This is a genomic window from Pelagibius sp. CAU 1746 (genome assembly GCF_039839785.1).
In the GTDB taxonomy this organism is placed as follows: Bacteria; Pseudomonadota; Alphaproteobacteria; order Kiloniellales; family Kiloniellaceae; genus Pelagibius.
Genome location: NZ_JBDOQT010000002.1, coordinates 49,829 through 61,795, shown reverse-complemented (window position 1 = coordinate 61,795; position 11,967 = coordinate 49,829). Strand labels below are relative to the sequence as shown.

Below are 11,967 nucleotides of genomic sequence, written 5' to 3'. Positions count from 1 at the left end.
GCGTGGCCTGCGCCCCAGGGCGATTGCAGCCTGCGCTCTGGGATAGTTTCTGTCGGATGCGGAACAGCCTGATGTCGTCCGGAGAGCAACCTTGGCCCTGCAGCGCGCCCTTGGAAGGGCGCCCAGATGCTTGAGGAAGGGCACGCCAGCATGGCACGCAACCGGCGCGGACGCGGCGCGGAACGACCCAGGACTTCAGTGGCTCCGGCCGGCCTTTCCGGAGGCAGCTACAGACCGCTCAAGGAGCGCGACCTGGCGCGTATCGTCGCGGCTGCGATGGAGGTTCTGGAGCGGACCGGCATCGAGGTGGCGGCGAGCCCCTGCCGCGAAACCTTCCGCGCCGCCGGCTGCCGTGTCGACGACGACAACAACCGCGTTCACATTCCCCACGAGCTGGTGGAAGCGGCGCTGAAGACGGCGGCACGCGAGGTGCTGCTGGCCGGGCGCGCTCCGCAGCACGACCTGCACCTGGGCGGCCAACGGGTCTACATGGGAACCGGCGGCCAGGCCGTGAAGATCCTCGACCTGGACGGCAAGGTCCGCGAGACGCGGCTCTCCGACAACTACGACATCGGCCGCCTCTGCGACACGCTGGAGCACATTCATTTCTACATGCGCCCGGTGGTGCCCCGGGATCTGGCCAACGAGCAGATCGACATCAATCAGTTCTACGCCTGCCTGGCCGCGACCGAGAAGCACGTCATGGCCAACGCCTATCTGCCGGAGAAGGTGGCCGAGCAGCGCGCGCTGGGCGAGATGCTGGCCGGCGGCAAGGAGTCCTTCGACGCCCGCCCGCTGATCTCCTATTCCGCCTGCTGGACCGTCAGCCCGCTGCGCTACGCCACCGAGACGGTGGAGATCCTGGACCGGATCGTCGCACACAACCTCCCGGTGGTGATTTCCTCGGCGCCCCAGGCCGGCGCCACTTCACCGGCGGCCCTGGCCGGCACCCTGGTGCAGATCACCGCCGAGCAGCTGTCCGGCTTCGTCTATGTGAACCTGTTGAACCCCGGCCATCCGCTGATCATGGGCTGCGTGCCCGCCCAGGCCGATCTGCGCAGCGGCGCCTTCGTCGGCGGCTCGGCGGAGTTCGCCCTCTTGAACGCCGCTTGCGCCCAGATCGCGCAGCACCTGGAGGTGCCGGTCTACAACTCCTCCGGCATCTCCGATTCCAAGGTGCCCGATGCCCAGGCCGGGGCGGAGAAGGGCATCACCGGGCTGGCCGCGGCGCTGGCCGGCTCCAACTACATCCATCACTCCGCCGGCTTCCTGGAAAGCCTGCTGACCGTCGCCTACGAGCAGTATGTCATCGACAACGACGTTAACGGCGAGATCATGCGGATGCTGAAAGGCATCGAGGTGACGGAGGACTCCCTCTCTCTGGACGTGATCGACGAGGTCTGCAAGGGGCCGGGCCACTTCCTCGGCCACCCGCAGACCTTGTCCCTCATGAACAGCGAGTACCTCTATCCCAGCCTGCTGAACCGGGACAGCCGCGACGACTGGGAGATGAAGGGCGCCCGCGACATTCGCGAGGCGGCGCGCGACCGCGCCCGCAAGGTCTTGGCCGAGCACTGGCCGGAGGTCATCCCCGAGGACCTGGACGCGGAAATCCGCCGCCGCTTCGATATCCTGCTGCCGCGCAACGCCATGCGTCCGGCGGCTTGAGGCCGCTGTCGGGAGGTTAACGTCAGAGCGCTTGGAAGCACCCCTCCCGGCCGCTAGACTCACGGGCATGACCCGACGCCGTGCCGAAGCCCTTCCCTTCTGGGAAGCCAAGTCCCTGTCCGAAATGACCGCCGCCGAGTGGGAGTCCCTCTGCGACGGCTGCGGGCGCTGCTGCCTCATCAAGCTGGAGGATCCGGACGACGGCTCCTTCCATCACACCGACGTCGCCTGCCACCTGCTGGACCGGCAGACCTGCCGCTGCGGCGACTATGCCAACCGCAGCAAGGCGGTGCCGGACTGCGTGCAGCTCTCGGCTGAGAATGTCGGCGAGCTCGGTTTCATGCCGCCGACCTGTGCCTATCGCCGCCTGGCGGAGGGGCGGGGGCTGCCCTGGTGGCATCCGCTGGTGACTGGCGATCCGGAGAGCGTCCACTGGTCGGGGATCTCGGTGCGCGGGCGCGCGGTCTGCGAGAACACCGTGCCCGATGCGGAGTTGGAGGATCACATCGTCGACTGGCCGACCTCCGAGGAAGCCTGTGTCGATGCCGCCTCCCTGGAGGAGGACGTCCTGGCCGACGCAGAGCCGGCGGACGAGGCGGGCGCTTGAGCATCGCCGCCGGGGCCGTGGCGCGGATCGAGGCAGCGGCGGGGCCGCAGGGCTTGATTCTGCGCGGCGCCTTCCATTGCGATGCGGATGACGAGGTGCCGCCTTTGGCGGATGGGCGGGAGAGCCGCACCTTGGTCCTGCTCGGCAACCACGGCGGCGGGCTCTGGGCGCAGTTCCAGGCGGCGGCGGAGGCGCGGGACGGCCGGCCGGACCCGCTGAACCGCTGGAGCGAAAGAGTGATCGGCGCGCTGGCGCGGGAGGCCGGGGGGCAGGCGTTGTTTCCGTTCGGCGGGCCGCCATATCTGCCGTTTCTGCGCTGGGCGCAGCGTGCCGAGGCGGTGGCGCCGTCGCCCCTGGGCATGCTGATTCATCCTGACTACGGCCTCTGGCACGCCTACCGCGGAGCCGTGGCGCTGCCCGAGGCGTTGGAGCTGCCGGCCCGCGATGAACGACCCCGCCCCTGCGAGAGCTGCGCCGAACGGCCTTGCCTGACGGCCTGTCCGGTCGGCGCCTTTACAGCCGCCGGCTATGAGGTTACGGCTTGTGCGGAGCATGTCGCCGCGCCGGCCGGAATCGATTGTCTGAGCCGCGGCTGCCAAGCGCGGCGAGCCTGCCCGGTGGGGCGAAGCTATCGCTATACCGACGCTCAGATGCGCTTCCATATGGAGGCCTTCATCAGCGCCCGCCGCCCTTGAACTGAGTTGCTTGCCTTTCGGAGTTGCAATGAAGCCGTCTATCCTGTTGATCGACCATCCCGTCGGCCGGCGCGACGACCGCGCCTCGGCGATCCTGCGCGAGATGGGCTACGGTATCGAATGGTGTTCGCCGGGCAAGGGCGACACCCTGCCGCCGGTGGATAACGGCCATGGCGCGGTGGTGGTCTACGGCGGCGCCGAGAGCGTCAACGAGGCCGAGAGCAAGCCCTATATCCGGGAGGAGATCGACTGGATCGGCCGCTGGGCGGAGAGCGGCCGCCCTTTTCTGGGCATCTGCCTGGGCGCGCAGATGCTGGCGCGGTCGCTGGGCGCGCCGGTCAACCGTCATCGGGACGGCCTGCACGAGATCGGTTACGTCAAGGTCGAGCCGACGCCGGTGGCGGAAGACTTCATGGACGAGGCCATGCACGTCTATCACTGGCACAACGAAGGCTTCGACGTGCCGGCCTGTGCGGAACTGCTGGCCTCCGGGCCGGTGTTCCCGAACCAGGCCTTCCGCTACGGTGAAAAGGCTTATGGGATCCAGTTCCACCCGGAAGTCTCGCGTCCGGTGATGCAGCGCTGGATGCATGAGGCTGGCCATATGCTGGAGGAGCCGGGCGCGCATCCCAGCGAGGTCCAGCTCGCCGACAGCGAGCGCTTCGACGCGCCCATGGAGGCGTGGCTGCGCCGCTTCCTGGCCGGCTGGCTTTCCTGACGACAGTGGAACCGGGCGGCGGCAAAAAAAGAGGGCCGGTCTCATCCGGGGGGCGGAGTCGACCGGCCCTTTCAGGGCGCAGCTAAGAATTTCGTAAACCAGCGGGCGGATCAGTCTCGGCGGCCCGGCCGGGATTGCATTGCAAGCTGCCTAGGCTTGCCAGAAAGGCTTGCACATCTCCTGCCGTGCGTCTTCGAGGTCGAGGCCGATGTCCCGCAACAGATAGCCGGGCAGGCGGCGCAGGTCGCTGCGGTCACGCCGCCGCTGGTGCCAGGAGAGCAGCAGGGCCCGAAGCCGTCCGAGGGTATGGTGCAGCGCGGCGTCGGCGGCAGCACGCCAGCGCGCCATCACGGGATGGGGGCTGCCGAGCGCAGAGGCGGTTTCCGGAACGCAGATCGACATCGACTTCAGTCCTCACCAGGAATGGAGGCGAAGGGGCGGCCTCAGGGAGATCAAGCCGACCCTTCGCGCGGCGACGGGACTCAGTCCGTCACCAGCTTGAGAGGAGGGGGCGCCACCGGGCAGCCTGCCGGGGCAAGCCTTTTGCCCAAGCCGGTCATCGCGGCGCCCAGGCGGATGAGGGCTTGGCCGCTGCGCCGGCGCAGGCGGCGGACCCGGTTGGCGCGCCGGCGGCGCAGGCCAGGGTCCAGGGGGGCGTGGGAGACCGCTTCGGTGCCCAGCAGCAGGTCGATGCCCCCGGCGCGGGCGATGGAGCTATAGAGAATATATGACATAATAATTCTCATTCGTTTGAGGGTGGACTGTCTAGGCGCTCTTGAATGCGCCGTTTCTGTCCTTAAGATACGGATATCCGAATACCGGACAAACGATGCTTTCTCATTCTATGAATTAGTTTATCTAAGGTATACGAGATGCCGGTGAAGCTTCCGCCATTGAACGCGTTGCGGGCCTTCGAGGCCGGCGCCCGCCATCTCAGCTTCACCAAGGCCGCCGAGGAACTGCACGTCACCCCGGCGGCGGTCAGCCATCAGGTAAAGGCCCTGGAGGAGCATCTAGGCTATCCGCTGTTCAAGCGCATGACCCGCAAGCTTGCGCTGACCGAGCAGGGGCGGGTGCTGTTCCCCGTGGTCAGCGAAGCCTTCACGCGCATTGCGGAGACCGCCGACGATCTGCGCGGCAGCGGGGATTCGAACACTCTGACGGTCTCGGTGACTCCGTCCTTCGGGGCCAAGTGGCTGGTCTACCGTCTACCCAGGTTCTGGGAGAAGCACCCGGAAATCGACCTGCGGGTCCACCACACCATCCAGGTCTGCGACCTGCGCCATGACGATGTCGATGTCGCCGTGCGTTTCGGCGCCGGCCGTTGGGCCGGGATCGAAAGCGAATTCATGCTACGGGTGGACTATACGCCGGTGTGCAGTCCGCGCCTCTTGGAGGGCGAGAACCCGCTGACTTGCCCTGGCGACCTGCGCCATCACACGCTGTTGCACGAAGACGATTACGACGGCTGGACGCAGTGGCTCGCCGTCGCCGGAGTGAGTGACGTCAATCCGCGCCGCGGGCCGGTGATGAACGACATTACCAGCCTGCTGCAGAGCGCCGTCGACGGCCACGGCGTCGCTCTGGGCCGCCTGTCGATGGTGGCGCGGGATCTGGAGGCCGGGACTCTGGTGAAGCCCTTCGACATCACGGTGCTGACCGACCTGGGCTATCACCTGGTCTATCTGCCGGGCGCCCTGGAAGAGCAGAAGATCCGGGTCTTCCGCGACTTCCTCATGGAGGAGGTCGGCGCCGAGGGCGCGTGAAGACGGTGGTGCGTGAAGCCGGGGGCGCGTCAGAACCGCGGTGCGAAGGGGTAGTTGCGCAGCCGCTGCGCCGTTTCGCGCCGCCACGAGAGATCGTGATTGACCTGCTCCAGAGTGATCGCGTCACCGCGGTAGGCGTGGGTGAGCGCCTCTCCGGAAGGCTGGTCGGTCACGGAGCGGAAAAGACGCTGGTAGTCGACGGCGATTCGCTGTGCCTCGCCGCTTGCCGCAGGGATTTGCTGCGGGGCCGCCGTCCGCTGCACCGGCAGGACCACGGTGCCGAGAGTGGTCGGCTCGAGCGGGCTCATTTTCGGTGCGGCCGGGGCGATGGCCTGCAACGGCGCTACGTCCGCCGGCAGCGTATATGCTGACGGGGCAGCGGCGTCCATGTCGCGCGTTACCGCGGAAAGCGGCACCGGTGACGTGGGCGATGTGGTCGGGCCGGCGGTTTCGACGGTCCTGGGAACTTCCAGCTTGTAGGTGACGAGAGGGCCGTGTTCGCCCTGCTGTACGGAAAAGACCATAGCCATGGTGGTCACGGCGCAGGTCGCAATCGCTTTGGTTGGGCGCAAATGGCGTCTCCCTAAGCAGGTGGTCTTTTCGCGCTGCGACGATCCCGCAGTACGGAAAAACGCCAGCGTCAAGTTCACAATAGGGGTGGTGCGGTTCGCTCGGTGAGTCATTTCTGTGACCTAACACCTTGACTCTTAAGGATTTTCTTAACAAAAGATTAACGCGCACAATCATCGGTATTGCTGTCGGATTGATCTGCAATCAAGGCCCGAACAACCTAGGCGCTGAACTTCCAGGCAACTTTGAGTTTTTTGAATCGGTTATATGCTTTACGGCGCCGCGCGCGCCGCCATCCCCAAGCGTCATCGGCCGTTCGCCCGGGCAGAGTCCCGTTTACTTAAGATTGCGCAGCTTGTCCGCCGTCTCACGGCGCCATTCGACGCCCTGCTGCACCGATTCGAGGGTCAGGGGCTCACCGGTCGTCGCATCGACCAGTGTCCGCGGCTTGCCGCCGAAGATCTGGAAGAAGCCGTTGCCGGTATCGCTGAAGCTGAGCGCCAGGACGGCGGCCAGGACTCCCAGTACTGAGACGGTGGCAATGGCGCGAAGCATAAGCCCTACTTTCTTGCTGTCCGGACGTTACGGCTTCAGGTGATTCGGCTGCCGTACTCATCTCTTAGACCGTGCCGGCATAGAAAAATTCCCCCCGCACTGCAAGGGCAGGGCGGTGATCCCCGGAATGGCATGGCCCGAGGCCTCGACGGATCTCAGAACAGCCAGTCCGGCACTGCGGTCGCCAGCGGCTGCCACAGCCAGAGCACCGCCATGCCGAGAATCTGCAGGGCGATGAAGGGGATCACGCCGGCGTAGATCTGCCCGGTGGAGATTTCCTTGGGCGCCGCCCCGCGCAGGTAGAACAGCGAAAAGCCGAAGGGCGGGGTGAGAAAGCTGGTCTGCAGGTTGATGGCGATGAGGATCGACAGCCACACCGGGTCGTGGCCCATGAGGATCAGGACCGGCGCGACCAGCGGCAGCAGGATCACGGAGATCTCGACGAAATCGAGGAAGAAGCCGAGCACGAAGATCAGCGCCATGACGAACAGCAGCGCACCGTCCGGGCCGCCGGGCATGGCGCCGATGATGGCCTCCACATGCTCGTCGCCGCCCAGGCCGCGGAACACCAGGGAGAAGACGCTGGCGGTCAGGATGGTGGCGAAAATCATCGCGGTGATGGTCAGTGTCGAGGTCATCACCGGTTTCAGCAGGCCGGTCCGCCAGGCGCGCCGGAGAGCGATGGCGATGACGACCGCCGCGACGGCGAAGAGGACGATGGCCACCCCGCCGACGATCCACTCGGCCGGGCCGGTATCGCCGCGTTGCAGGCGCACCGGCGCGAGGTGGACGAGAATCGCCAGCGCCAACAATGCGGCCCCGCCGATGTAGACCGGTCTGGGCGATCCCCCACTGCGCGTCGCCGCCAGCAGCAGCGCCCCGATGGCCCCCACCGAGGCGGCCTCGCTGGGGGTCGCCACGCCGCCCAGGATCGATCCCAGCACGGCAACGATGAGCAGCAGCGGCGGCACCAGCGCGTGCAGCACGTCGCCCGTGGCCGGGCGTACCTCCGGCCGCGCCAGGGCCGGTGCGGCCTTGGGGGAAGTCCAGGCCTTCACCAGCATGTAGACGACGTAGATGGCGACCAGTGTCAGGCCCGGCACCAGCGCGGCGGCGAAGGTCTGGCCCACGGAGATGGTGTCGATTGTGAAGAGGCCCTGGCGGAACTGCGCCTGCTGGTAGGCGTTGGACATGACGTCGGAGAGGATGATCAGCAGGGTCGAGGGCGGGATGATCTGGCCCAGGGTGCCGGCGGTACAGACCACCCCGGAGGCCAAGGTCGGGCTGTAGCCGTTGCGCAGCATGGTGGGCAGGGCGATCATGCCCATGGCGACCACGGTGGCGCCGACAATGCCGGTGGAGGCGGCCAGCAGGGCGCCGACCAGGATGACGGAAACGCCCAGCCCGCCGCGCAGGCTGCCGAAGAGGCGGCCCATGGTCTCCAGCAGTTCCTCGGCAATCTTGCTCTGCTGCAGGACCACGCCCATAAAGACGAAGAGCGGGATGGCGATCAGGACGTCGTTGGTCATGATGCCGAAAATGCGCTGGCCCAATGCGCCCAGCAGGCTCACGTCGAAGATGCCCAGCGCCCAGCCCAGGCCGGCAAAGATCACCGCCACTCCGGTCAGGGTGAAGGACACCGGATAGCCGAGCAGGATGGCGCCGATCAGCACCGCGAACATCAGGAGGTCGAGGTATTCGATCATGCGGCGGGCTTGCCTTGCTTGAGGCGCAGCAGGTCGCGCAGGCCGCAGGCCAGGCCCTGCACCGCGAGCAGCAGGCAGAAGGCCGGGATGAACGACTTCAGCAGAAAGGAAGCGGGGATGCCGCCCACCGAGATCGGCCCCTCGAGGACCGCCCAGGAGTTGCGCACCGACGGCCAGGTGAACCAGGCGACGACGGCCATGGAGGGCAGCAGAAAGCCCAGCGCCCCCGCCAGGTCGATGGCGGCCTGGCCGCGCCGCGTCAGCTTGCTGTAGAAGATGTCGACGCGCACGTGACCGTCGATCAGCAGGGTATAGCCGGCCCCCAGCATGAAGAGGGCGGCATGCATATAGAGCACGCCTTCATTCAGGAAGATGAAGCTGACGCCGAAGACATAGCGCAGCACGACCACGGCGAACTGCAGCAGCACCATGAACAGCGCCAGCCAGCGCACCGTCGCGCCAACCGCTTGGTTCACGGTTTCCAGCCGGGCAATCCACTGCTGCAATCTCTCGTTCCTCCGCAATGCCGGCTGGGCACTATGACATCCGCCAACTCCTTCCGTCACCCTCGGGCTTGACCCGAGGGTCCATGGGACCGCAGCTTGAGTGTTTGATCCATGGATGCCCGGGTCAAGCCCGAGCATGACGGTGGAGGGGCGGTGACGGCGGCTCGACCGCCGTCACTCGTGGGCCGTCACCCGTGGGCCGTCACCCGTGGGCCGTCGACCGTGGGCCGTCAAGACCAAGCCCTTAGCCGTAGGTGTAGTCCAGCGCGCGGGCGTTCATCTGCCCGTTGTCGGCATAGACCATGTAGCCGGCGATGGAGTTGCGATAGGCGAGGAAGCTCTCGGCGATCCGCTTGACCAGCTCGTCGCTGTCCTCGCGCAGCTCGGCGATGACCTCGCCGGCGGCGTTGCCCATGGCGACCATGACGTCGTCGGGCAGCTTCTTCACCTGGACGCCCTGCTCGGCCACCAGCTTCTGCAGCGCCTGGGCGTGCTTGGTGGTGTACTCGGTCCAGACGTCGTTGTAGAGCGAGGAGCAGGCGTAGCCGACGGCCTGCTTCAGGTCGTCGGGCAGGTCCGCATAGGCCTTGGCATTGACCGCGCACTCTTCGGCGGAGGAGGGTTCGCCGACGCCCGGCCAGTAGTAGTTCTTGGCGACCTGGTAGAAGCCGAGGGCCGAGTCCGTCCAGGGGCCGATGAACTCGCCGGCGTCCAGGGCGCCGGACTGCAGGGCCTGGAACATGTCGCGTCCGCCCATGGCCTGCACGGCCATGCCCAGCTTGGCGCACATCTCGGAGGCCAGGCCTGTGGTGCGGAAGCGCAGCCCCTTGAGGTCGTCCACCGACTTGATCTCGTTGCGGAACCAGCCCTGCCACTGCGGGCCGGAGTTGCCGCAGAGGAAGGGCTTGAGGCCGAAGCGGCCATAGATCTCGTCGTAGAGCGCCTGGCCGCCGCCATGGACGAGCCAGCCGACCTGCTCGTCGGCGCGCAGGCCGAAGGGCTGCGAGCCGAACATGAGGATGCCCTTGGACTTGGAGCCCCAGTAGGCCGGTACTGCGTGATACAGCTCCGCGGTGCCTTCGGAGACGGCGTCGAAGACGCCGCGGCCGGGGACCAGCTCGCCGGCAGCGTAGAGCTTGACCTCGATGCGCCCACCCGACAGCGCAGTGATGCGGTCGGCCAGAAGCTGCGCGGCGACGCCCGGCCCGGGCAGGTTCTTCGGCCAGGCGGTGACCATCTTCCATTGCATCTTGCCCTGGGCGATGGCCGGCGCAGCCAGGCCGCTCGCGGCAACGGCACCGGCGGCGGCCCCGCCGCCGGCTTTCAGGAACTCACGTCTTTTCATCACTTGCTCTCCCTGTTGAATGCCCCAACAAACCATATCGTTTGGGATGCTTGCCTCACTCCACCATCGGCAGGTTGAGACCCTGCTCTCTGGCGCAATCGATGGCGATCTTGTAGCCGGCATCGGCATGGCGCATGACGCCGGTCGCCGGATCGTTCCACAGCACGCGGGCAATGCGCTGCCTCGCGGCTTCGGTGCCGTCACAGCAGATTACCATGCCGGCGTGCTGGGAATAGCCCATGCCGACGCCGCCGCCGTGGTGCAGCGACACCCAAGTGGCGCCGCTGGCGGTGTTCAAGAGGGCGTTGAGCAGCGGCCAGTCGGAGACGGCATCGGTGCCGTCCTGCATGGCTTCGGTTTCGCGGTTCGGGCTGGCGACGGAGCCGGAGTCCAGGTGGTCGCGGCCGATGACGAGCGGCGCTTTCAGCTCGCCCTTGGCGACCATCTCGTTGAAGGCGAGGCCCAGTTTGTCGCGCTGGCCCAGGCCGACCCAGCAGATGCGCGCCGGCAGGCCCTGGAAGTGGATGCGCTCGCGCGCCATGTCGAGCCAGTTGTGCAGGTGCGGGTCGTCGGGGATCAACTCCTTCACCTTGGCGTCGGTCTTGTAGATGTCCTCCGGGTCGCCGGAGAGGGCGGCCCAGCGGAAGGGGCCGACGCCGCGGCAGAAGAGGGGACGGATGTAGGCCGGCACGAAGCCGGGGAAGCCGAAGGCGTTGTCGACGCCTTGATCCGCGGCCACTTGGCGGATGTTGTTGCCGTAATCGAAGGTCGGAATGCCTTGGGCCTGGAAGTCCAGCATGGCGCGCACGTGGACGGCCATGGACTCGCTGGCGGCCTTCACCACCTTGTCGGGGCTGGCGGTCTGTTCGCGTTCCCACTGCTCCAGGGTCCAGCCGGCGGGCAGGTAGCCGTGCAGCGGGTCGTGCGCCGAGGTCTGGTCGGTGACGGCGTCGGGCTTCACGCCGCGCTTCACCAGTTCCGGCAGCACCTCGGCACAGTTGCCGAGCAGGCCGACGGAGATCGCCTCGTCCTTCGCGGTGGCGTCGTCGATCAGCGCCAGGGCCTCGTCGAGCGACTCGCTCTTCTTGTCGAGGTAGCCGGTGCGCAGGCGCATGTCGATGCGCGAGGGCTGACACTCGATGGCCAGCATGGAGGCGCCGGCCATGGTCGCGGCCAGCGGCTGCGCGCCGCCCATGCCGCCCAGGCCGCCGGTCAGGATCCAGCGCCCTTTCAGGTCGCCGCCGTAGTGCTGGCGGCCCATCTCCACGAAGGTCTCGTAGGTGCCCTGCACGATGCCCTGGCTGCCGATGTAGATCCACGAGCCGGCAGTCATCTGGCCGTACATCATCAGGCCGGCCTTATCGAGCTTGTTGAAGTGCTCCCAGGTCGCCCAGTGCGGCACCAGGTTGGAGTTGGCGATCAGCACGCGCGGCGCGTCGGCATGGGTGCGGAACACGCCGACCGGCTTGCCGGACTGCACCAGCAGAGTCTCGTCCTCCCCGAGGTCGCGCAGGCAGGAAACGATCTTGTCGAAGCACTTCCAGTCGCGCGCGGCGCGGCCGATGCCGCCGTAGACCACCAGTTCTTCCGGCTTCTCAGCGACCTCCGGGTCGAGATTGTTCATGAGCATACGAAGCGGGGCCTCGGTCAGCCAGGACTTGGCCGAGAGCTCGGGCCCTTGCGGGCTGCGGATCACGCGGGCGTTGTCCCGCCGCGGCGGGGCGCTGGAATCTGGCATGGCGGCGATCCTCCGAAAAGCTGACCAAAGTTGTATATACAACTTCACGGCCAGAGTCGATGGGGGAGTCTGGTGGCGACAGCGGGGCCGGCC

Annotated in this window: 12 protein-coding genes and 1 pseudogene; 5 read left to right on the top strand and 8 right to left on the bottom strand. The window is 67.0% G+C overall.

Going from position 1 to position 11,967, the window contains the following annotated elements; genetic code table 11:
* Positions 1-126: 126 nt before the first annotated feature.
* The 4 genes and pseudogenes from AAFN88_RS17245 (at position 127) to AAFN88_RS17230 (ending at position 3,688) form a co-directional block, all read left to right on the top strand.
* Positions 127-1,668, top strand: coding sequence for a trimethylamine methyltransferase family protein (locus AAFN88_RS17245; RefSeq protein ID WP_347521773.1), 1,542 nt, complete (start codon positions 127-129; stop codon positions 1,666-1,668).
* A 67-nt stretch (positions 1,669-1,735) separates the two neighbouring features.
* A pseudogene (locus tag AAFN88_RS17240) lies at positions 1,736-2,223 on the top strand (YcgN family cysteine cluster protein); the annotation flags it as partial.
* 48 nt (positions 2,224-2,271) lie between these two features.
* Positions 2,272-2,970, top strand: a complete 699-nt coding sequence (locus AAFN88_RS17235; protein ID WP_347522790.1) for a ferredoxin — start codon at positions 2,272-2,274, stop codon at positions 2,968-2,970.
* Between the two features lie 28 nt (positions 2,971-2,998).
* Complete coding sequence (locus AAFN88_RS17230) at positions 2,999-3,688, top strand: hypothetical protein (RefSeq protein ID WP_347521772.1); 690 nt, start codon at positions 2,999-3,001, stop codon at positions 3,686-3,688.
* A 150-nt stretch (positions 3,689-3,838) separates the two neighbouring features.
* On the opposite strand, the gene AAFN88_RS17225 is transcribed toward AAFN88_RS17230, so the two are convergent.
* Together AAFN88_RS17225 and AAFN88_RS17220 are read right to left on the bottom strand one after the other, a co-directional pair.
* Positions 3,839-4,090, bottom strand: coding sequence for a DUF1127 domain-containing protein (locus AAFN88_RS17225; RefSeq protein WP_347521771.1), 252 nt, complete (start codon positions 4,088-4,090; stop codon positions 3,839-3,841).
* An 80-nt stretch (positions 4,091-4,170) separates the two neighbouring features.
* On the bottom strand, positions 4,171-4,422 hold the full coding sequence (locus tag AAFN88_RS17220; RefSeq protein WP_347521769.1) for a hypothetical protein: 252 nt from the start codon (positions 4,420-4,422) through the stop codon (positions 4,171-4,173).
* Positions 4,423-4,560: 138 nt separating this feature from the next.
* Here AAFN88_RS17220 and AAFN88_RS17215 point away from each other — a divergent pair, with 138 nt between their 5' ends.
* Positions 4,561-5,454, top strand: coding sequence for a transcriptional regulator GcvA (locus AAFN88_RS17215; protein WP_347521768.1), 894 nt, complete (start codon positions 4,561-4,563; stop codon positions 5,452-5,454).
* 29 nt (positions 5,455-5,483) lie between these two features.
* On the opposite strand, the gene AAFN88_RS17210 is transcribed toward AAFN88_RS17215, so the two are convergent.
* From AAFN88_RS17210 to hutU, 6 genes are all read right to left on the bottom strand, one after another.
* Positions 5,484-6,026 (bottom strand): hypothetical protein, encoded by a 543-nt coding sequence (locus AAFN88_RS17210; RefSeq protein ID WP_347521767.1) that lies wholly within the window; start codon positions 6,024-6,026, stop codon positions 5,484-5,486.
* 334 nt (positions 6,027-6,360) lie between these two features.
* Positions 6,361-6,579, bottom strand: coding sequence for a hypothetical protein (locus tag AAFN88_RS17205; RefSeq protein ID WP_347521765.1), 219 nt, complete (start codon positions 6,577-6,579; stop codon positions 6,361-6,363).
* A gap of 155 nt (positions 6,580-6,734) precedes the next feature.
* Positions 6,735-8,285, bottom strand: a complete 1,551-nt coding sequence (locus AAFN88_RS17200) for a TRAP transporter large permease subunit (RefSeq protein ID WP_347521763.1) — start codon at positions 8,283-8,285, stop codon at positions 6,735-6,737.
* Positions 8,282-8,791 carry a TRAP transporter small permease subunit gene (locus tag AAFN88_RS17195; protein ID WP_347521762.1) on the bottom strand — a complete coding sequence of 170 codons (510 nt, stop codon included), beginning with the start codon at positions 8,789-8,791 and terminating at the stop codon, positions 8,282-8,284. Before AAFN88_RS17195 ends, AAFN88_RS17200 begins: the two co-directional genes overlap by 4 nt.
* A gap of 244 nt (positions 8,792-9,035) precedes the next feature.
* The gene (locus tag AAFN88_RS17190; RefSeq protein WP_347521760.1) at positions 9,036-10,136 is read right to left on the bottom strand and encodes a TRAP transporter substrate-binding protein; all 1,101 of its coding nucleotides are present in this window, start codon (positions 10,134-10,136) and stop codon (positions 9,036-9,038) included.
* Between the two features lie 55 nt (positions 10,137-10,191).
* Positions 10,192-11,874 carry a urocanate hydratase gene (hutU, locus tag AAFN88_RS17185; RefSeq protein ID WP_347521759.1) on the bottom strand — a complete coding sequence of 561 codons (1,683 nt, stop codon included), beginning with the start codon at positions 11,872-11,874 and terminating at the stop codon, positions 10,192-10,194.
* Positions 11,875-11,967: the final 93 nt, after the last annotated feature.

Coding starts and splice junctions, on each gene's coding strand:
- AAFN88_RS17245 (WP_347521773.1), top strand. CDS start 127: ATGCTTGAGGAAGGGCACGCCAGCATGGCACGCAACCGGCGCGGACGC.
- AAFN88_RS17230 (WP_347521772.1), top strand. CDS start 2,999: ATGAAGCCGTCTATCCTGTTGATCGACCATCCCGTCGGCCGGCGCGAC.
- AAFN88_RS17225 (WP_347521771.1), bottom strand. CDS start 4,090: ATGTCGATCTGCGTTCCGGAAACCGCCTCTGCGCTCGGCAGCCCCCAT.
- AAFN88_RS17220 (WP_347521769.1), bottom strand. CDS start 4,422: ATGTCATATATTCTCTATAGCTCCATCGCCCGCGCCGGGGGCATCGAC.
- AAFN88_RS17215 (WP_347521768.1), top strand. CDS start 4,561: ATGCCGGTGAAGCTTCCGCCATTGAACGCGTTGCGGGCCTTCGAGGCC.
- AAFN88_RS17205 (WP_347521765.1), bottom strand. CDS start 6,579: ATGCTTCGCGCCATTGCCACCGTCTCAGTACTGGGAGTCCTGGCCGCC.
- AAFN88_RS17200 (WP_347521763.1), bottom strand. CDS start 8,285: ATGATCGAATACCTCGACCTCCTGATGTTCGCGGTGCTGATCGGCGCC.
- AAFN88_RS17190 (WP_347521760.1), bottom strand. CDS start 10,136: ATGAAAAGACGTGAGTTCCTGAAAGCCGGCGGCGGGGCCGCCGCCGGT.
- hutU (WP_347521759.1), bottom strand. CDS start 11,874: ATGCCAGATTCCAGCGCCCCGCCGCGGCGGGACAACGCCCGCGTGATC.